Source organism: Bacillus silvicola, assembly GCF_050524305.1.
Classification (GTDB): Bacteria; Bacillota; Bacilli; order Bacillales; family Bacillaceae_G; genus Bacillus_A; species Bacillus_A cereus_AT.
Genome location: NZ_JBNGVC010000001.1, coordinates 1210886 through 1231657 on the forward strand (window position 1 = coordinate 1210886; position 20772 = coordinate 1231657).

Here is a 20772-nt window from a genome sequence, read left to right on the forward strand (position 1 = left end):
TCGCTCTTACAATCATAGTAAATTTTTATTTAGGGGGATATACATGAATCAAACAATAGGGCGAATTGAAGAAATTTCATTTTTTAGTACATCACTTCAAGAGGAACTTACACTTCTTGTTTATTTACCAGTAAATTACACACCTCTCCATAAGCATACGGTTGTTATTGCACAAGATGGTAGAGATTATTTTCAGCTTGGTAAAGCACACCGTGTAATTGAGCGTCTTCGTGAAACTGAAGAAATCGACCGCACAATTATTGTCGGTATTCCATATAAAAATGTACACGATCGTAAGGAAAAATATTTCCCGAATGATGTAAAAAATGCTGCTTACATTCGTTTCCTTGCTCACGAGCTTGCTCCATATATTGATGAAAATTATCCAACGTATCAAATGGGTAAAGGTCGCGTTTTAATTGGAGATTCTCTTGGTGGTACAGTATCTTTCATGACTGCGCTTATGTATCCGCATACATTCGGTAAAGTCGTTATGCAATCACCATTTGTTGATGAAACAGTCATGAACTTAGCAAAAGACTTCAAAGATCCACAGGCGTTAGAACTTTATCACATCATTGGGACAGAAGAAACAGCTGTAAAGCGCACAGACGGACAAGTATCTGATTTCGTAGAACCAAATCGCGAGTTAAATACACTTCTTACAGATAGAAATTTCATCACCCATTATGAAGAGTTTGAAGGGAATCACACTTGGAAGTATTGGCAAGCAGACTTGCCGAAAGCATTTTCTCATATTCTATCAATGAAATAATAGAGAGCAGTATTCAGAATAATTTGATATAATAGATTAAGAGATTTATTCTCAAAATCTAACTAGACTTACAAAGGGAGGAATTGGAACATGAAATTAGGCATTGTAATTTTTCCATCAAAAATGATTCAAGATAAAGCGAACGGATTGCGTAAACGTTATGATCCGCACTACGCATTAGTTCCGCCACATATTACATTGAAAACACCCTTTGAGACGCAAGATGATCAACTAGAATCGATTGTAAACGAGTTACATACAATCGCAAATAAAACGAACCCTTTCACCCTTCATGTTGGAAAAGTCGGTTCATTCGCACCTGTTAATAATGTCCTTTATTTTAAAGTAGAAAAAACACCTGAACTAACTTTCTTAAATGAAGAAATGCATAATGGTTTCTTTACACAAGAGCGTGAATACTCTTTCGTACCTCATTTAACAATCGGTCAAGACTTATCAGATGCAGAGCATGCTGATGTATTAGGTCGATTACGTATGAAAGATTTCTATTATGAACAACCAATTGATCGTTTCCACCTTCTATATCAATTAGAAAACGGAACTTGGACTGTACATGAAACATTCCACCTTGGAAAGGGGAACAACTAACTTGCACGCACAAATCGTACAAACAGACGCGCAGCTAAGTGATGCATTCTCCGTACGTAAACAAGTTTTTGTTGAAGAACAACGTGTTTCTTCTGAAGAAGAGTACGATGAATTCGAAGATACATCGGCGCACGTTGTTGCATATGACAATGACATTCCAGTCGGTGCAGGTCGCTTTCGCATCGTTGATGGAATAGGGAAAATGGAACGCATTTGTGTACTAGCTTCCCATCGTAAAAAAGGAATTGGCAAAATCATTATGGATGCACTTGAAGCTTACGCAAAGGAAGAGTCTTTACCGAAATTGAAACTTCATGCCCAAACACATGCTGAAGTTTTCTATAAAAAGCTAGGATACGTAACGGCTTCTGATGTGTTTATGGAAGCAAATATCCCGCACGTCGTAATGATAAAAGAATTGTAAAGTGAAACTTTAATCAGTGGGGTTTTGTTCATCCCCACTGATTATTGGCCTTCACCAATCGGGCGTTTACGGGCAGTTGATCTCCCACCTGAATTTTGAGTTTGGAGTTTTACTGCCCGCAAATAGCGGAATAAATTTGTAGCAGGAGGTAACCCCTCCTGTTTTTTACATTGCTATTTTCTTTTTCTTCCGCTAAAGTTAAATGTTGATGCTATAGTTTTGAAGGTGAATATATGACACAAGAAAAATTTTCACAAAAATCGTTAACACATGCTGGCATTCCGCAAGCGACATACCATATTCCGAAAACGTCTACCCATTTAATTATGGAAGAAGATGCAGATGCGGCGTATTTCCGTGCTTTAGAACAGCAAGGTATTTATTTAAATGAAAAACAGTTAGAAGCAGTGCAAACGACAGAAGGACCTGTTCTTACACTAGCTGGCGCTGGAAGTGGTAAAACATCTGTTTTAACAACTCGCGTTGGTTATTTAGTTAATGTAAAACATGTTCATCCGCGAAATATTTTACTGCTTACGTTTACACAAAAAGCAGCTGAAGAAATCCGAAGTCGTGTAGCAAACTTGCCTGGTATGAATCATGCTGCAAGTAACTATGTTGTTGCTGGTACATTCCACTCTGTCTTTTTAAAATTGCTTCGTAGTCAAGGATATAATCAGCAAATTTTAGCAAATGAAAAACATAAACAAATTATGATAAAGAAAATTTTGAAAGAATTACGCTTAAAAGACGATTATGATGCTGAAACAATACTCGCTATGATTTCACTTGAGAAAAACAAATTGAATCGTCCGAAAGATGTAAAAGCGAAAACACCGGTTGAACAAGAATTCAAAGAAGTATACGAACGTTTTGAAGAGGTAAAACAACGATACAATTATATCGATTTTGACGACATCTTATTAGAAACGTATTATATGTTAGAAAATAATGCTCCTTTGCTTACTCAATTGCAACAACGTTTTCACTACATTGAAGTAGATGAGTTCCAAGATACATCGTATGCACAATATGAAATTGTAAAATTGTTAGCCACGCCAAGAAATAATTTATTTATCGCAGGTGATGACGATCAAGCGATTTACGGTTGGCGAGGAGCAAGTCACCAAATTATTTTATCTTTTCCAAAAGAATTTGATAATACAACGATTATTGCGCTTAATACGAATTATCGATCCAATCCATTTATCGTTGGACTTGGAAATGAAGTTATCAAGCTAAATCAAGAACGTTTTGATAAAGAGCTATATTCTGTTCGTGAAGAGGGTGTACAACCATTTTACGCACGACCAGCTACAACTCTTGATGAAGCAAATCAAATTTTGCAGCTCATTCAAGAAAAGGTAGATAGCGGTGAGCGAAACTATAAAGATTTTTGTTTACTGTATCGCACACATTCTGTAAGTCGTTCGTTACTTGATCAGCTTACAATTCATAAAATCCCGTTTATTAAACACGGTGCGAGTCAATCATTTTACGAGCACTCTTTAATTAAGCCTGTATTAGATCATTTACGACTCGTGCTAGAACCGTTTCGCCTAGAATCCCTTTCTAACATATTGCCGACGATGTATATCGGCCGTGATGAATGTATTTCATTTATTGAACGGGAGCAATGGAAATATGGTGAGGGGCGTTTCCCTTCTCTTCTTCATTTCTTATTATTAAATCCGAGCTTGAAACCTTTTCAAGTGAAAAAGGTAAATGAGCGCATCGATTTTATTAAATTTATAAAAGAATTAGAACCGAAAAAGGCATTAAAAGAAATTATTCATGGTAAAGGAAAATATTTAGAGTACTTACAAAGTAACGATCGTTCTTCCTTTACGATGCATAAAGACATACAAGAAGAAATGTTAGAAGAATTAATGGAGTCTGCAACTCGTTTCACCGATATTCCAGCTTACTTACAATTTATTGACGAGGCGATTCAAGGTCAAAAAGAAATGGAAGCATTAAAAACAATGCCGCAAAAAGATGCCGTATCACTTATGTCAATTCATAACGCGAAAGGCCTTGAGTTTCCATGCGTCTTTTTACTTGGTGCAAGCGATGGTATATTGCCGCATACTTCTTCTTTAAAAGATGCAAATGACCGTGTGACGGATACTTCTGAAGCATTAGAAGAAGAAAGACGATTACTCTATGTCGCCATTACACGCGCTAAAGAAGAACTTTATATTTCCTCCCCGCAATTTTTCAGAGGAAAGAAACTAGATATATCTCGTTTTTTATATACTACGCGAAAAGATTTACCTGAAAAGACATCCATTAAATAAGGGTGTCTTTTTGCATATCACACTATGTACATCCCCTCTATATAAATTCCCTGTTTCTATCCTGAGAATTAACGTAATATCAACCATATCACGTTCATATTGTAATAGTGTATGTCAGAACTCACGATAAGGAGTGAACATAATGAGCTGCAATTGTAATGAAGATCATCATCACCATGATTGTGATTTCAACTGTGTATCTAATGTCGTTCGTTTTATACATGAACTACAAGAATGTGCAACTACAACATGCGGATCTGGTTGCGAAGTCCCATTTTTAGGAGCGCATAATAGTGCATCCGTAGCGAATACACGTCCTTTTATTTTATACACAAAGGCCGGAACACCATTTGAAGCATTCGCGCCATCTGCAAGCCTTACTAGTTGCCAATCTCCCATTTTCCGTGTCGAGAGTATAGATGATGATGATTGCGCTGTATTGCGTGTATTAACTGTAGTTTTAGGGGATGGTACCTCTGTACCACCTGGTGACGACCCAATCTGTACGTTTTTAGCTGTACCAAATGCAAGACTAGTGTCAACCGCCACTTGTCTTACTGTTGATTTAAGTTGCTTCTGCGCTATTCAATGCTTACGCGATGTTTCTATATAAAACTAAATATTAATTTAAGCATGGATTGGGTGGCAGAGTTTTCTGCCACCCAATCCATGCTTAAAAGGTATTATTATGTATTTTTTATAAAATTGGGAACTTGTCTAGAACATAGAACCTGTCCTTTTCATTAACTGAAAGTAGAAACAGATAAAGGAGTGAAAAACATGTTCTCTTCTGATTGCGAATTTACTAAAATTGATTGTGAGGCACAACCAGCTAGTACACTACCAGCCTTCGGTTTTGCTTTCAACGCTTCAGCACCTCAGTTCGCTTCATTATTCACACCATTACTATTACCTAGCGTAAGTCCAAACCCAAATCTTACTGTTCCTGTAATAAACAATACAGTAAGTGTCGGAAATGGCATTCGAATTCAAGTAGCTGGTATTTATCAAATCAGTTATACATTAACGGTAAGTCTTGAAAATGTTCCTGCTCCACCAAACGCTGCCCGGTTCTTCTTAACATTGGACACACCAGATAACGTTATTCCAGGATCAGGAACAGCAGTCCGTGCTAACATTATCGGCACTGGGGAAGTAGATGTTTCTAGTGGTGTTATTCTTATTAACTTGAATCCCGGCGACTTAGTTCAAATCGTACCAGTTGAATTATTTGGAACTGTAGACATTCGTGCTGCGGCATTAACAGTTGCACAAATTAGCTAGTAAAAAGCGGTATTTCTCCTTTGAAATACCGCTTTTTATATGTACAATAAAAAACACTCACAGTAACATGAGTGCTTCATTCTTCATAGTGTTTTATTGTGTTCTTCTTTTTCCCACAATTACATCCCTTTTTCTTCACAAATCCTTGTTGCTGTAATTGTTCTTGATGTGCCTGTTGTTGTGCTTGGTGTTGTTGCTGTATATGATACCATTGCTGCAGGTCATATGAATTTTTCCTTGGATTATTGCTCACAGCAAACATCTCCTCTACTGTCAATTCTGTCTATTTACTATATGAACAACTCTTTATTTCCGTTCCCTCATTCTTTTAAACTCCGCTTCCTCTCGTATTATGAAAATATATTATTCTCCTATAAAATATCCTGTAATCGTTTCAATAATTGCTGCTGCACCTGCAATAGCTAATAATGCAAGTAATGGCTCTGCAACGACGGGAATCCAATTATATAAAACTAATAGAAAAGCACTAACCCATACACCTGTACACCAATAACAGCTTAATAATTCACCAATCCACTTTCTTAATCCTTTCCCTTTTACTTTTGTAAACGTTGATACACTTCCATCTGGCTCCGTAACCTCTATTTCGTCAATAAACGGTCTTCGCAAAAAAACTGTAATTTTATCATATACAATTAGACGAGTGAGCCTAAAAGCAGCTAAAGCGAAAATAAAAAATAAAAGCCAACTTGTAAACAGCATGATTCCACCTTCCCTTATCTTCTTTCGCCTATTTAAAAAAAAAGGTCTTAAGATTGTGACCAAATCTCCTCGACTCCAATATCTTATTAATGTAAATACAAACAAGAAGATAAGGAGTGACATTAATGAGTTGTAACGAAAATAAACACCATAGCTCTTCTCATTGTGTAGTTGACGTTGTAAAATTCATCAATGAACTACAAGATTGTTCTACTACGACGTGTGGATCTGGTTGTGAAATCCCATTTTTAGGAGCACACAATACTGCATCAGTAGCAAATACACGCCCTTTTATTTTATACACAAAAGCTGGAACGCCATTTGAAGCATTTGCACCATCTGCAAGCCTTACTAGCTGCCAATCTCCAATTTTCCGTGTGGAAAGCGTAGACGATGATAGCTGTGCGGTGCTGCGTGTGTTAACTGTAGTATTAGGTGATGGCTCTACTATACCGCCTAATGACAATCCAATTTGTACGTTTTTAGCTGTACCAAATGCAAGACTAGTATCAACATCTACTTGCATTACTGTTGATTTAAGCTGTTTCTGTGCTATTCAATGCTTACGCGACGTTTCTATCTAATAAGTTAATTTAAGTAAACTAAAAAACTATTTGGGTGGTAGAAGATTTCTACCACCTTTACATATTTAAAAGCCGGCCATACTAATCGATTGGATATCATCTATAGACAACCTAATATCTCTCATACTATTTTGCGGCATAATGAATACAATGCCATTACGATATGATATTATCGATCCAACATATGAGACTGTAGCTGTTTTTATTCTGCACCTTACTTTCGGAATATAATGAGGGCGATTTAATAAAAAATGAATTTTTTCATCATTATTCATATCCTTGAATGATTTATTATACGGGACCGTTCTCACTGGCTCTTTCTCTTCTTGCTCTTGTTGCTCTTCTTGTGCTTCTTCTATTTTTTCTTCTACTTGTTGCTCTTGTTCTATTACCTCTTCCACAGCACTACTTACAATATTTTCATTTCTATTACTTTTCTCTTTTTGCTCCTCATTTTCAAAGTTTGTTAAGATAATTCTTTTTATTTTCGGTGTAGCGAGTTCTAAATTTACTTGCGCAATATATAACAACGGTTTTCCAACTGTTGAACTTTTATTTTTATTCTTCACACTCGTCCCTCCCACTTCCATACGTAGCTGAATAAATCGTGTACTATTATAGTTATATTCATAACGTGGCAAGAACTTTCGTTAAAAATCGTTCTTTCTGAGAACAATAAAAAGGACAGTCTCAACGTTTAGAGACTGTCCTTTAAAAATTATAATTACCCTAGGATATGATATCCTGAATCAACGTGAATGTTTTCTCCTGTTACGCCGCGTGCTAAATCACTGAATAAGAACACTGCTGTATCGCCAACTTCTTCTGGAGTTGTTGTGCGACGAAGTGGTGCGCGCTCCTCAATTTCTCTTAAGATTGAGTTAAAGTCGCCTACACCTTTCGCAGATAACGTACGAATTGGTCCTGCAGAAATAGCGTTAACGCGAATGCCATGTTGGCCTAAATCGTTCGCTAAATATTTTACGCTCGCTTCTAATGAAGCTTTCGCAACACCCATAACGTTATAGTTTTTCACAACGCGCTCTCCGCCAAGGTATGTTAAAGTTAAAATATTTCCGCCCTCTGTCATCACTTTTTTCGCTTCTCTTGCTACAGCTGTTAAAGAGAATGCACTAATATTTTGTGCAAGTAAAAATCCATCGCGAGAAGTATCTACAAATTCGCCTTTTAAATCGTCACGATTTGCAAAAGCAATACAGTGTGCAACACCGTGAATTGTACCAACTTCTTGCTTAATCGTTTCAAAGCAAGCTGTCAGTTCTTCATCATTCGTTACATCACAAGGTAATACAAGTGATTCTTGTCCTTCTAATGTGTCCGCTAATTCACGAACGTTTCTTTCTAAACGTTCTCCTGCATATGTGAAAATTAATTTTGCACCTGCATTATGCAAAGAGCGAGCAATTCCCCACGCAATACTTCTTTGGTTCGCAACGCCCATAACAACAAATGTTTTCCCTTGTAATAGTTCCATGATATATCCTCCCAGAAATACTTATACTTGTTATTAGTACCTGATACTATAATTATAGTACCATAAAACCGCCTAAAGGCAAACAAAAAAGTCATTAACATAAATTTGTTAATGACTTTTTGTTTCTATAAAAAAACGCTCTAATCCTTCTTCCCAAGAAGGCATTTGTGCAAAACCATTTAACCTAAGCATACTATGTTGAAAGATAGAATATTTTGGCCTTGCAGCCGCCGATCCAAATTCTTCGGTTGAAACAGGTAATACATTCACTTTCATATTTGCATACAAAAATATTTTTTGAGCAAATTCAAACCAAGAACATGAGCCTCTATTTGATACATGATACGTACCGTATAAAGAAGTATGAATGAGCTTATTAATAATCACATTTAAATCTGCCACATACGTAGGAGAACCGATTTGATCCGCTACAACAGATAGTTCTTCTCTTTCCTTACCTAATCGCATCATCGTTTTCACAAAATTATTTCCATACTTACCATATAGCCACGACGTACGAACGATAAAATATTTATTATGTAACTCTTTGACGAACTGCTCTCCTGCATACTTAGAAGCTCCGTATATATTTATCGGCGCTGGACTATAAAATTCATCGTATCCATCCGGTCTGTCGCCCTGAAATACATAATCAGTACTAATGTAAACTAACTTTGCTCCTACTAATTGTGAAGCAACCGCTATATTTCGAGCTCCTATTGCATTGATTAAATAAGCAAGATCCTGTTCTTTCTCAGCATGATCAACTTTCGTATATGCTGCACAATGAATAATTATATGTGGATTTATTTCTTGTACCACTTGCTGAATTCGGGATATATTTGTTACATCTAGTAACTTTTTATCAAATGGATATATGTCATATTCTTCAGGATTTAACTCTTCTTGTAGTTGCTTTCCTAATTGACCATTTGCTCCTGTTATGATAATCCGCTCTTTCATTTACATGCCCCTTACTGTTCTTTTAATGGTTTCCACCATTCCTTATTCTTTTCATACCAATGCACCGTCTCTTGTAATCCTTGTTCGAACGTATATTTCGGCTCCCAATCAAATTCGTTCTTCATTTTCTCTGCATCAATCGCATAACGGCGATCGTGCCCTAAACGGTCCGTAACATATTCAATGTCTTTTTTTGTTTTTCCTAAGAGAGTAATAATTTGTTCCACAACTTCTACATTTGTTTTTTCGTTATTCCCCCCTATGTTATATACCTCTCCTACACATCCCTTATGCAAAACAATATCAATCGCACGACAATGATCTGTTACATGTAACCAGTCTCTTATATTTAAGCCATCACCATATAACGGTAGTTTTTTTCCTTCCAGTGCATTCGTAACCATTAATGGAATTAACTTTTCAGGATATTGGTACGGTCCATAATTATTGGAACAACGCGTTACTATAACTGGTAATTGATATGTTTTATAATAAGATAAAGCTATCATGTCGGCGCTCGCCTTACTTGAAGAATACGGACTATTTGGAGCTAACGGGGTTTCCTCGGTAAACTTTCCTGTTTTCCCTAAAGAACCGTATACTTCATCTGTTGATACTTGCACGAACTTAATATGCGGATACTTTTTCACTAATTCTAATAAAGTGACTGTCCCGATTACATTCGTATCGTAAAAGGGAATCGGATTTTCAATACTACGGTCCACATGTGATTCAGCTGCAAAATTAACAATTACTTGCACATCACGCTCTTTAATAACATGCTCCAGCAGCTCTCCATTTTGAATTTTCCCTTTTACAAAAGAGTAATTAGGATGCTCTTGAATAGACTTTACATTATTCAAATTCCCGCTATATGTTAATGCATCGAAATTAATGATTTTATATGTTTCATAGCTTTGCAGCATGTAATGAACAAAATTACTTCCAATAAATCCAGCTCCACCTGTTATTAATATATTCATAAACAACTCTCCTACTTAAAAACTATCTTCATATTCCTGAAGTGATGGTAATATTCGATCCTTATCAGATAAGATAGGATTTGTTACCGGCCATGGAATTGCTAATTCTTTATCCTCCCAAAGTAATCCCGAGTCATGCTGTGCACTATAATACTCATCTACTTTATACATAACAATAGTATGTGGAACAAGCGTACAAAACCCGTGCGCAAATCCTTTTGGCACCAATAATTGCCGATGATTATCCGCACTTAAAATATATCCTTTCCACTGTTTAAATGTTGGTGAATCTTTTCGCAAATCAACGATAACGTCGTAAATTGCCCCTTGCATAACTTGAATGAGTTTCGTTTGTGCTTTCGGATTTTTTTGAAAGTGCAATCCTCGAATCGTTCCTGCCTGTGCTGAATAAGATACGTTATCTTGTACAAATGAATACGTAATCCCTAATGTTTCTAGCACCTTCTTATTATAACTCTCTGTAAAAAAGCCACGCTCATCTCCAAATAACCTCGGTTCTAACAATTTTGCATCGGTAAAGTTTGTTTCTACAACTTTCATATTCTCACCTATTCTCCGTTAAACTGTTTCCCAAAGTTTATATCTCGGGCTAGCGTATTCGCCCTTTGAAGAGAAGCATGAGTTCCCGCATCCGTCCACCAGCCGCTCATTTCGTTATAAGTAAGTACCCCTCGTTTTAAATACCAATTATTTATATCTGTAATTTCAAGTTCTCCCCTTGCGGAAGGTTTTAATTCTTTTATATAAGTAAAAACTTTCGAATCATACAAATAAATTCCTGTAACAGCATAGGAACTTTTCGGTTCCGTCGGCTTTTCTTCAATTTCAATTATTTTTTTGTTTTGAATATGCGCTACACCAAATCTTTCAGGATCTTCTACAGATTGAAGCAGTACTTTTGCACCTTCTTTTTGCTTTGTAAACTCCTCAACATATGGACGAATATCATCTGAAAAAATATTATCTCCTAATATAACTACCATGCGATCGTCCCCGATAAAATCCTCACAAAGCCCTAACGCTTGTGCAATTCCGCCCGCTATATCTTGCACACGATACGTAAAGGACACACCAAATTCGTGACCACTTCCTAAGAAACTAACAACATCTCCCATATGTTCTTTGCCTGTAATAATCATAATATCTGTAATCTCGCATTGTTTCATCTTATATACCGCATGATAAATCATTGGATACCGCCCAACAGGAAGCAAATGTTTATTTGTTACTTTCGTTATTGGATATAGTCTCGATCCAGTACCACCTGCTAAAATAATTCCTTTCACCCTGCATCTCTCCCTTACGATGGAGATAATATATCTTTATAATGTTCTACAAACACTTTCCGGTACTTTTCGTATATATCCGCATCAAATTCATCTCCGTTGTAATGAATACACCATAAATTCGCTTGATTAGGGATACCAATTAAATAACCCGCCTTTTGAAACTCTAAAGACTGCGACACATCATAAAAGTGGAATCCTTGAAACAAGTCTTCTCGCCACGGAATATCATATTGTGTGGCCATTAATAATCCATCAATTGCCTGAACTGACATAAATGATTGATTCCCATAAAACAGCTGATCTAAATTTAATAATTGATAATTCTGTCTTCTGTATTCAATCACTTTCCCTACTAAATTTTTCCCTTCCCACCATATCCCGTTGCCCGGTAAAAACTGAGCACCAGCTACGCCAATTAAACCAAGTTTTTCGTTATCTTTAAAAAGAGATATAAGTGTATAAAACATCTCTCGATTAATAAGATAAGTATCTTGATGCATATAAACCTTATACTTCGCGGGATATGAAAGTGCTCGGTTATATGCACTTGCCATGCTTTTCGCATCTCGTATCGGAAAAATTTGTACGACATAACCAGGGGGAACAAAAAGGTTTCTTATTTGTCTCTCACATTGCTTGAAAAGCTCTTCATTATTTATACAAACAACGACTAATATTGTATGATCTTTCATTTTGTAGCCCCTCTATTCGTCTTGATTTACATCTGACATATAGTGCTCCACAAATATCTTTCTATACTTTTCATAGTTTGTCATATTCACATCAATATGATAGTGAATGCACCAAGCATCACGCTGTACAGGAACCCCAACGGTATAGCCAGCTTTTCTAAATTCAAATGATTGAGATACATCATAAAAGTCAAACCCATCAAACAAGTCTTCTCGCCACGGAATATCGTATTGCGTTGCCATTAATAAACCGTCAATACATTCAACTGGCATAAATGTTTTTGACTCATGGTACGGCTTTTCTTGACTGGCCATATAAAATAAATCATTCATATAACCAATTACTTTTCCAACAACTCCTCTGCCTACACTCCATGTTCCATTTGGAGGAACATATTGGGCTCCAACCATACCAATCATTCCAAGATGTTCATGTTCCTGAAACAATTGAAGTAATCCATATAAAAAACCTACATTTACAATGAAAACATCTTGATGTATATACACTTTATATTTCGCTGGATGCGAAATCGCTTTATTATATCCGCTCGTCATACTTTCTGCGTTTCGAATCGGCATAAACTGTATAGTGTATCCTGGAGGTACTGCCAATTGCAATATATGTCGCACACATTGTGCATACAATTTCCGATCATTTATACACGTAACAAATAATATTGTTTTTTCTGCAGCACTCATACTTGTGATTTTTCTGCTTCAATAATATATTGAAATACAACCGTCTCAGCCATGAAGCCACTTCCAAGACGATATTTTTTACAAATTCCATATAACTCTTCAATAAGTGGCTCATACATTTTATGGTCAATATATACACGATCTACTTTATTAATAGAATATCCTGCTTTTAAAAACATTCTTAGCATTTCATTAAAAGTAAAGAAACGTACGTGCGTTTTATCTAGTAAGCCATTTTCTGTATACGTCCAATTTCCAGAAAGTAAGGGAGCTAATACTGAAATGTGAGCAACATTTGGTATACTAGCTAAAATTACACCGTTTTGTTTTATATATGGTTTTACTTTTTCTATTACAGCCCACGGATCGAATAAATGCTCTAATACATCCCCAAATATGACGCAATCAAATTGCTCTTCCTCATACGGCATATCCATTGTCTCTATATCACCTAAAACAACATGATCTAGCTTTTCTTTTGCTTTTTCCGCTGCTTCTGGAAATGCCTCAATACCTGATACACGTGTGCCATTTTCTTTTATAACCGCTCCTAATGCACCACTAGAGCAACCAATATCAAGAACTTCTTTCCATTCCTTTTTTATATGCTTTAATACATTCGGATTCGCTGCATTATAATAATAATCGGACTTTTCTTCATATAAAGAACTTTTTTCGCGATTCATTTCACACACTCCTTATGCAAATTGAATTTGAAATATACATCTCATATGAACAGAATACATCTTACAAAGGATGCCACCTCTACTGATTTCATTACTAATACTCTAATATATAGCCAATCTATCATCATTAGAATAATAACAAGGTATTTCCTAAAAACAGCCTACATTACACTTTATATTGTTTATCAAAAACACCTCGAAAATATTTACGGTTATATTCAATTACAGCATTATTCGGAACGTAAGAAGCTGCTAATTCATTGTAATAATATGCTTTGTCTGGATCTCCTAACTTGTTATAGCAAATACACATTTGCAAATATGGAAGCCATGTGTAGCTAGCTGGACTGTGAAACGGACTATCCGCTGCTAGTGGTACTTCCGTTGCTAGTTTAAACCAAAAGATCGCCTCATTATATTTTTGTTGTTCCATATATATATATCCTATTCTTGTACAATTCTCTCCTCTAGGGATATCGTACCGAAACGACTTTACACAAGATTCAATTGCCTTCTCCCACATTCCAAGCTTCGCATAACAATCCCCTAACTTACCGCATGCGTAAATTTTCTCTTCATGCCATCCTTCGTCTTGATTTAGAAATGTTTCATAGAGAAGGACCGCATCGTTGAATTTTTCGTTATCCATAGACTCATTCGCGTAATAAAACAAATCTCTTGGACTCAATTCTTCCCCCGCCGCTACGGTATTTTGAAAAATCTTCAAATTACGATCCGTCACTTCTTTTTCCTTTTTATGTGTAATAGCAACGTTACTATTATAGATTTCACCGGAAACAGCTAAATACTCATGTACCTTACCAAACCATTGAAACTGTTTTTCACGCTTTACAAGTCGATATCTTTTTGTGCAATAAAGAGGTTTTCCGTTAGAATCCATTACAAGATGATACGGCATCGAAACAGCATCTACTTTAGCATCTAATTCCCTTTTTAAAAGTTTCAATGCTTCTTGAGCATCCTCTAATAATACGTCATCTGCATCTAGCCACAATATATATTCTTGCGTCGCTTTTGAAAAAGAAAAATTTCTAGCTGCCGCAAAATCATCAATCCATTGGAAATCATATATATTAGGAGTGTATTTCTCTACAATTTCTTTCGTTTGATCAACAGAACCTGTATCAACTACTACAATTTCATCAACAATTTTTCCGATCGCATCCAAACATCGAGCTATTGTCTTTTCCTCATCTCGAACTATCATACATAAACTAATTGTAATGCCTTGCTTGTTCAATATAATCACCTTCTTCCAACTCAATCATATGTTATACAAATACAAAACTTTCCACTTTTTTATATTGTTCAAGTCATTTTAGAATTCTTTTCAATAATTCAAATGTCCGTGTCATTTTCTTACGAGTTTGCATCTACTATATAATGAAAGCTTTATGGAGGTGAATTTATGTCAAATAATAATTATTCAGATGGCTTAAATCCCGATGAATCATTATCCGCTAGTGCATTTGATCCTAATCTTGTAGGACCGACTTTACCGCCAATACCGCCGTTTACCCTTCCTACAGGGCCGACTGGTGCCACTGGTGCCACTGGACCGACTGGGCCGACTGGACCGACCGGACCGACTGGGCCAGCTGGTACAGGTGGTACAGGTGGTGCCACTGGGCCGACTGGGCCGACTGGACCGACTGGACCGACCGGACCGACTGGTGCCACTGGATCAGCTGGTGCGACTGGGCCGACTGGTGCCACTGGATCAACTGGTGCCACTGGACCGACTGGTGCCACTGGACCAACCGGGCCGACTGGACCATCTGGATTAGGACTTCCGGCAGGATTGTACGCATTTAACTCTGCTGCAATTAGCATATCTCTTGGATTTAATGACCCAGTACCATTTAACACTGTTGGAGCTCAGTTTGGTACAGCAATTTCTCAATTAGATGCTGATACTTTCCTCATAACTGAAACTGGATTTTATAAAATTACTGTTATCGCATATACTGCATTAGCAAGTGTATTAGGTGGTCTTGCAATTCAAGTGAATGGTGTTGATATCCCTGGCACTGGAACAAGTTTAATCTCACTTGGAGCACCTATCGTTATCCAAGCAATTACACAAATTACAGTAATTCCATCAATGGTTGAAGCGATTGTTACAGGGCTTGGATTATCGTTAGCTCTTGGTACGAGTGCATCCATTATTATTGAAAAAATCGCTTAATTTTTACTTAGCAGTAAAACTGATATCAGTTTTACTGCTTTTCAATTTCAATCATGAAACCTTCGTTATCTACATAATCATATTGTTGTATGACATTTCCTCAGGAGGAACAAATATGGAAAATAAATCTGCTATTCAGCTTTATCTTGAGTTATTAAAGAAAACAATTTTGTTTGAAATATGGTTAGAGTATGAACCATATTTACCTGCTACGTTACATATATCTAAAGAATTATCATATGAACCAGTTACAGTTCCACTCCCTTTATTTCTTAAGCAGTACGCAGAAAATCATAATTTAAAAATCGTTGATCCTAACATTTCAAAAAGTGAACGTCAAGGTGGCAAAGATTGGCCAAGAGCAGCACATAGTATGATCGGGCGAAAACGTATGAATCAATTACATGAGGCTATGGAAACTGTTGTCCGTGAAAATATAGAAGGTGACTTTATTGAAACTGGTGTATGGCGCGGGGGATCATGCATCTTTATGAATGGTTTTTTACAAGCAAACAACATCAAAAATCGTACTGTTTGGGTTGCTGATTCGTTTGAAGGTCTGCCAGAACCTAATTTAGAACAGTATCCAAAAGATTACGGTGATTATTTACACACATTTGATTACTTACGTGTTTCTTTAGAAAAAGTGCAAGAAAACTTTAGAAAATACGATTTATTAAATGATCAGGTGCAATTTTTAAAGGGATGGTTTAAAGATACATTACCTTCAGCACCGGTAGAAAAAATTGCAATTGCCCGCCTTGATGGTGATATGTATGAATCAACGATGGATAGTCTTGTAAACTTATACGATAAAGTTTCAACAGGTGGATATATCATTATTGATGATTACGGATTAATAACATGCGCAGAAGCTGTAACAGATTTCAGAAATCAAAGAAACTTAAAAGCTCCTATTACTAAAATTGATGATTTCGGTATTTATTGGCGAAAAGAATAGAATAAAGTGAAAAATGTATCCATTGGGGGCTCCTCTACTAATAGCATAATAAAAAAGCAAGGGGCTCCTCACCATTATCAGTTGTTTTTAGAAACATTCTTTACATATCGTAATAATTTAAATATCATTTTTCTCCTACTATAAAGTTTTAACTATATAGTAAAAGCGGCAATGTTCTACTTTACTATAAGGAAGGAGTAAATTTATGAACGAAAATGAAAAAAAAATCACATTACTCCCACCTCCAAAACTCGTTCAATATGTAGGTGGTGACTTCGAAAAAGTTGGAAACGAATTCATACAGTATTTTATTCAAATTGGCAATTTGAAATCAAATGAAACAGTGTTAGATATAGGTTGCGGTATCGGCCGAATGGCGGTTCCATTAATGAATTATTTAAGTGATGATGGAGCTTATTATGGATTTGACTTATTTAACGAGGGTATTACATGGTGCAAAAATAACATTTCAACAATCCGTAACAACTTCCATTTTGAACATGTCGACATATATAATCAGTTCTACAATCCAGAAGGAAAAGAAGATGCTTCCCAATACAAGTTTCCATATGAAGACGAGTCATTCGATTTTATTTTTTTAACGTCCGTATTCACACACCTCCTTCCGAAAGAATTAGAACATTATGTATCTGAGATTACACGAGTTCTGAAAAAAGACGGGAGATGTTTTATTACTTTCTTTTTAATTAATCCTGAATCATCCTATTACTTAAATAGAGGACTAAGTGCATTAAATTTTCATCATCAAATTGACAATTGTTATGTTCTGAATAAAGATATTCCTAATTTCGCAGTTGCCTATCCTGAGAACGATATTCGCGTTCTATTAAATAAGTATGGGCTAGAAATAATGAATCCCCCCCATTATGGTTCATGGTGTAACAGAACTGAGTACACAAGTTATCAAGATATTATTCTTACACAAAAAATTCCTGAAAGGTAGTTGTATATGAATAACAAAAAAAATCTGCCTCTCGTTTCCATCCTTATTCCCACCTTTAATCGACCACATTATTTTAAAATTGCTCTAGAAAGTGCATTAGCACAAACTTATTCGAATATTGAAATCATTGTAGGAGATGATAGTACAAATGATGCAACAGAAATTTTAATGGAGAGACATTATTTACCTAATTATAAAAACCTAACGTACATTCGAAATTCCGCTACTCTAGGACAATTTAATAACTCACTTATGCTCTTAGAACAGTCCAATGGAGAGTACATCAATTTCTTAATGGACGATGATATATTTTATAGTAATAAAATCGAAAAAATGATGTTCTATTTCCAACAAGACTTAGATCGGAACCTCGCACTTATCACATCCTATCGCACTTGGATTAATGATAATGGAGATATAATTGAACAACATTCCTCCATGAAAAAATTATGCGATGAAGATACTCTACTAAATGGGACAGATTTTGGAAACCGTATGCTTATAAAGGGACAAAATATTATCGGTGAACCTACAATTGTACTCTTTCGAAAACACCTATTAACAGAACCTTTCGGCACTTTAAATGGTAGAAAATATGGTTGTAGTGTTGATATGGCCTCTTGGATAAGTTTACTTTCAAAAGGTGATGCGATGTATATCACTGAGCCTTTAAGTTCATTCCGCCTTCATACTGGACAGCAAGTACATCACAAATTCCTTGAAGGCTGTGAAGATTTTTCACAGCTCGTTGTAACCTCGAAAAAGTATGGTTTCTTACAAGACGCCCAATATTATAAAAAGGGTTTGATAAGAGCTTACGGATGGTATAAAAATGCGGTCAAATTTTACAATCTATTTCCAAACCTCATTCCAGATATAAATACACATGCACGTCTTTCCTATTGTTTAAATATAATTACAAAAGAACTCCGTGCAAAATAGCACATCTCAAGGGAGGAGCAATTCCTTCCTCGTGATGTATGACTTCCCACAAATAGTGGAATAAATGTATGAACAGTCTACTTGCATATTATTTTTATCATGACGTCATCCATATACTTACTAGGTGATAGAAAGGACTATATACATTGAAACCAAATTCTCAATATCAAATAGACTACGTATTGCTATTCATCTTATTTGCCATTGGGACTGTTAGTTGCTTTGCTATTGCAAGTGCGCAAGCCTCTTTACCACCATTTTTACAAAACGTAAATTTTGTACTAAAGCAAATTCAATGGTATTTCATTGGATTTATTGCTATTGGCGTTATTATGATTATCGATTTCGATCGTTATCAAAAAATTGCTTGGTATTTATATAGCTTTGCAATGGTATTACTTATTGGGCTAGAACTTCAAGTACCAGGTGCCCTTACAATTAAAGGCGCTACCGCTTGGTACAGGCTTCCAGGCATCGGAAATTTCCAGCCTTCTGAAATTATGAAATTATTTTTAATTATCGTCATTGGACGAATTATAGCAAATCACAATGAGAAATATTTTTTCAGAACAATACAGGGCGATTTTTTATTACTCGGAAAGATATTCGCAGCAAGTTTGCCACCACTACTCCTTATTGCAAAGGAACCGGATTTAGGGAATACGATGGTAATTTCAGCTATGCTCGCAGCAATGATACTAGTTTCCGGTATACGATGGCGTTTTATTTTCGGATTAGTCTCCGGCATTATCACAGCGGGTTCTACATTAATATATATATTTTTTTCTCATACAGAGTTCTTTAAAGCACACATTTTAAAAGAATATCAATTAAATCGCTTCTACGGCTGGTTAGCACCATACAAATATGATGCGCAAGGCTATCAACTAAGACAAGCATTCTTAGCTGCTGGATCAGGGGAAATGCAAGGAAAGGGTTGGGAAAATGGACAAGTATATTTTCCAGAACCACATACAGATTTTATTTTCACTAATGTCGCTGAACAATTTGGTTTTTTAGGTGCAAGTGTCATTATTTCACTTTTTTTCTTACTCATTTTCCGAATGATTCATATCGCTTTAGAAAGTAATGATCCTTTCGGTAGTTATATTTGTGCTGGTACAATCGGAATGTTTACTTTTCAAGTATTCCAAAATATCGGGATGACAATCGGATTACTTCCTATTACAGGGATAACATTACCCCTTATGAGCTATGGAGGAAGTTCGCTGCTTACATACATGATTGCGATTGGATTTATTTTAAATGTTCGCTCAAGAACAAAAATCTTTATGTTTAAATAAGCCACACAAAAAGCGGTACATTTTTATCTCTATCCTTTTTTAGATATACTAATGAAAAATATGATGGAGGTTTAAATATGAAATATGACATTATAGGGGATATTCATGGGTGCTTCCAAGAGTTTCAAAATTTAACGACGAAACTTGGATACAACTGGAACAGTGGCCTACCCATTCACCCTGACCAACGTCAGCTTGCATTCGTTGGTGATATTACAGATCGCGGTCCTCACTCATTACGTATGATTGAAATTGTATGGGAACTTGTCATAAATAAAAAAGAAGCTTATTACGCTCCTGGAAATCACTGCAATAAACTATACCGATTTTTCCTTGGGGGTAATGTAACAATCGCTCACGGACTCGAAACAACTGTCGCTGAATATGAAGCGCTATCTTCTCATAAGCAAAACATTATAAAAGAAAAGTTCATCACCCTTTATGAGCAATCCCCTTTATATCACATACTAGATGAAAAAAGAGTAATCGTATGTCACGCTGGGATTCGGCAAGATTACATAGGAAGACAAGATAAAAAAGTACAAACCTTTGTATTATATGGCGATATTACAGGAGAAAAGCATGCTGACGGCTCACCTGTCCGTCGCGACTGGGCGCAAGAATATAACGGGGAAACTTGGATTATATATGGACATACTCCAGTAAAAGAACCTCGCTTTGTAAATCACACAGTCAATATCGATACTGGTGCTGTATTTGGTGGAAAGCTAACCGGACTACGTTTTCCTGAAATGGAGACCGTTTCCGTCCCTTCCTCCCTGCCTTTTGTCGCTGAGAAATTCCGCCCAATTTCATAACTCCCCTTACTTAGTGCAATTCATGAATTGCGAGGGATTACCGTATT

The 20772-nt window shown here is 36.2% G+C and carries 25 protein-coding genes; 13 read left to right on the plus strand and 12 right to left on the minus strand.

Annotated features, from left to right (window positions below; genetic code table 11):
* The first annotated feature begins 43 nt into the window (after positions 1-43).
* From ACP6L7_RS06450 to exsF, 6 genes are all read left to right on the plus strand, one after another.
* On the plus strand, positions 44-775 hold the full coding sequence (locus ACP6L7_RS06450; RefSeq protein WP_097830064.1) for an alpha/beta hydrolase: 732 nt from the start codon (positions 44-46) through the stop codon (positions 773-775).
* 90 nt (positions 776-865) lie between these two features.
* Positions 866-1384, plus strand: a complete 519-nt coding sequence (locus ACP6L7_RS06455; protein WP_070141304.1) for a YjcG family protein — start codon at positions 866-868, stop codon at positions 1382-1384.
* Between the two features lies 1 nt (position 1385).
* Positions 1386-1808, plus strand: a complete 423-nt coding sequence (locus tag ACP6L7_RS06460; protein WP_097830063.1) for a GNAT family N-acetyltransferase — start codon at positions 1386-1388, stop codon at positions 1806-1808.
* Positions 1809-2041: 233 nt separating this feature from the next.
* Positions 2042-4108, plus strand: a complete 2067-nt coding sequence (locus ACP6L7_RS06465; protein WP_097830062.1) for an ATP-dependent helicase — start codon at positions 2042-2044, stop codon at positions 4106-4108.
* Between the two features lie 142 nt (positions 4109-4250).
* Complete coding sequence (gene cotY / locus ACP6L7_RS06470; protein WP_097830061.1) at positions 4251-4721, plus strand: spore coat protein CotY; 471 nt, start codon at positions 4251-4253, stop codon at positions 4719-4721.
* A gap of 167 nt (positions 4722-4888) precedes the next feature.
* On the plus strand, positions 4889-5392 hold the full coding sequence (gene exsF, locus ACP6L7_RS06475; protein WP_097830060.1) for an exosporium protein ExsF: 504 nt from the start codon (positions 4889-4891) through the stop codon (positions 5390-5392).
* A gap of 76 nt (positions 5393-5468) precedes the next feature.
* Here the strand turns inward: exsF and ACP6L7_RS06480 are convergent, their stop codons facing one another.
* Both ACP6L7_RS06480 and ACP6L7_RS06485 read right to left on the minus strand, forming a co-directional pair.
* Positions 5469-5654 carry a cytochrome C oxidase subunit III gene (locus ACP6L7_RS06480; protein WP_097830059.1) on the minus strand — a complete coding sequence of 62 codons (186 nt, stop codon included), beginning with the start codon at positions 5652-5654 and terminating at the stop codon, positions 5469-5471.
* 101 nt (positions 5655-5755) lie between these two features.
* Positions 5756-6115 carry a DUF1360 domain-containing protein gene (locus ACP6L7_RS06485; protein ID WP_430528970.1) on the minus strand — a complete coding sequence of 120 codons (360 nt, stop codon included), beginning with the start codon at positions 6113-6115 and terminating at the stop codon, positions 5756-5758.
* Positions 6116-6240: 125 nt separating this feature from the next.
* Between ACP6L7_RS06485 and exsY the strand changes: the two genes are divergently transcribed.
* Positions 6241-6699 carry an exosporium assembly protein ExsY gene (gene exsY / locus ACP6L7_RS06490; RefSeq protein ID WP_097830057.1) on the plus strand — a complete coding sequence of 153 codons (459 nt, stop codon included), beginning with the start codon at positions 6241-6243 and terminating at the stop codon, positions 6697-6699.
* Between the two features lie 65 nt (positions 6700-6764).
* On the opposite strand, the gene ACP6L7_RS06495 is transcribed toward exsY, so the two are convergent.
* The 10 genes from ACP6L7_RS06495 to ACP6L7_RS06540 all read right to left on the minus strand — a co-directional run bounded on the left by ACP6L7_RS06495 (position 6765) and on the right by ACP6L7_RS06540 (position 14791).
* Positions 6765-7289: a spore coat CotO family protein gene (locus ACP6L7_RS06495; protein WP_097830183.1), complete on the minus strand. Its 525-nt coding sequence runs from the start codon at positions 7287-7289 to the stop codon at positions 6765-6767.
* A gap of 134 nt (positions 7290-7423) precedes the next feature.
* Positions 7424-8194: an enoyl-ACP reductase FabI gene (gene fabI, locus ACP6L7_RS06500; protein WP_000421885.1), complete on the minus strand. Its 771-nt coding sequence runs from the start codon at positions 8192-8194 to the stop codon at positions 7424-7426.
* Positions 8195-8302: 108 nt separating this feature from the next.
* Positions 8303-9157 carry a dTDP-4-dehydrorhamnose reductase gene (rfbD, locus tag ACP6L7_RS06505; RefSeq protein WP_097830056.1) on the minus strand — a complete coding sequence of 285 codons (855 nt, stop codon included), beginning with the start codon at positions 9155-9157 and terminating at the stop codon, positions 8303-8305.
* An 11-nt stretch (positions 9158-9168) separates the two neighbouring features.
* Positions 9169-10140, minus strand: coding sequence for a dTDP-glucose 4,6-dehydratase (gene rfbB / locus ACP6L7_RS06510; protein ID WP_097830055.1), 972 nt, complete (start codon positions 10138-10140; stop codon positions 9169-9171).
* A gap of 15 nt (positions 10141-10155) precedes the next feature.
* On the minus strand, positions 10156-10701 hold the full coding sequence (rfbC, locus tag ACP6L7_RS06515) for a dTDP-4-dehydrorhamnose 3,5-epimerase (protein WP_097830054.1): 546 nt from the start codon (positions 10699-10701) through the stop codon (positions 10156-10158).
* An 8-nt stretch (positions 10702-10709) separates the two neighbouring features.
* The gene (locus tag ACP6L7_RS06520; RefSeq protein ID WP_097830053.1) at positions 10710-11447 is read right to left on the minus strand and encodes a sugar phosphate nucleotidyltransferase; all 738 of its coding nucleotides are present in this window, start codon (positions 11445-11447) and stop codon (positions 10710-10712) included.
* 14 nt (positions 11448-11461) lie between these two features.
* The gene (locus ACP6L7_RS06525) at positions 11462-12142 is read right to left on the minus strand and encodes a glycosyltransferase family protein (protein WP_097830052.1); all 681 of its coding nucleotides are present in this window, start codon (positions 12140-12142) and stop codon (positions 11462-11464) included.
* Between the two features lie 12 nt (positions 12143-12154).
* A complete protein-coding gene (locus ACP6L7_RS06530) occupies positions 12155-12841 on the minus strand; it encodes a glycosyltransferase family protein (RefSeq protein WP_097830051.1) in 687 nt (228 codons plus the stop codon).
* A complete protein-coding gene (locus ACP6L7_RS06535; protein ID WP_097830050.1) occupies positions 12838-13527 on the minus strand; it encodes a class I SAM-dependent methyltransferase in 690 nt (229 codons plus the stop codon). The genes ACP6L7_RS06530 and ACP6L7_RS06535 overlap by 4 nt, the downstream gene beginning before the upstream one ends.
* Positions 13528-13693: 166 nt before the next feature.
* Positions 13694-14791 (minus strand): glycosyltransferase, encoded by a 1098-nt coding sequence (locus tag ACP6L7_RS06540; RefSeq protein ID WP_097830182.1) that lies wholly within the window; start codon positions 14789-14791, stop codon positions 13694-13696.
* A 165-nt stretch (positions 14792-14956) separates the two neighbouring features.
* On the opposite strand from ACP6L7_RS06540, the gene ACP6L7_RS06545 reads away from it, so the two are divergent.
* The 6 genes from ACP6L7_RS06545 (at position 14957) to prpE (ending at position 20725) form a co-directional block, all read left to right on the plus strand.
* Positions 14957-15736, plus strand: coding sequence for a BclA C-terminal domain-containing protein (locus ACP6L7_RS06545; RefSeq protein WP_097830049.1), 780 nt, complete (start codon positions 14957-14959; stop codon positions 15734-15736).
* A gap of 115 nt (positions 15737-15851) precedes the next feature.
* A complete protein-coding gene (locus ACP6L7_RS06550) occupies positions 15852-16697 on the plus strand; it encodes a TylF/MycF family methyltransferase (RefSeq protein ID WP_097830048.1) in 846 nt (281 codons plus the stop codon).
* A gap of 205 nt (positions 16698-16902) precedes the next feature.
* Positions 16903-17661, plus strand: coding sequence for a class I SAM-dependent methyltransferase (locus tag ACP6L7_RS06555; RefSeq protein ID WP_097830047.1), 759 nt, complete (start codon positions 16903-16905; stop codon positions 17659-17661).
* Positions 17662-17667: 6 nt separating this feature from the next.
* Entirely contained in the window at positions 17668-18603 is a 936-nt protein-coding gene (locus tag ACP6L7_RS06560) for a glycosyltransferase family 2 protein (protein ID WP_097830046.1), read from the plus strand.
* Between the two features lie 146 nt (positions 18604-18749).
* Positions 18750-19907 carry an FtsW/RodA/SpoVE family cell cycle protein gene (locus tag ACP6L7_RS06565; protein ID WP_097830045.1) on the plus strand — a complete coding sequence of 386 codons (1158 nt, stop codon included), beginning with the start codon at positions 18750-18752 and terminating at the stop codon, positions 19905-19907.
* A 77-nt stretch (positions 19908-19984) separates the two neighbouring features.
* Complete coding sequence (gene prpE / locus ACP6L7_RS06570) at positions 19985-20725, plus strand: bis(5'-nucleosyl)-tetraphosphatase PrpE (RefSeq protein ID WP_097830044.1); 741 nt, start codon at positions 19985-19987, stop codon at positions 20723-20725.
* Positions 20726-20772 lie beyond the last annotated feature (47 nt).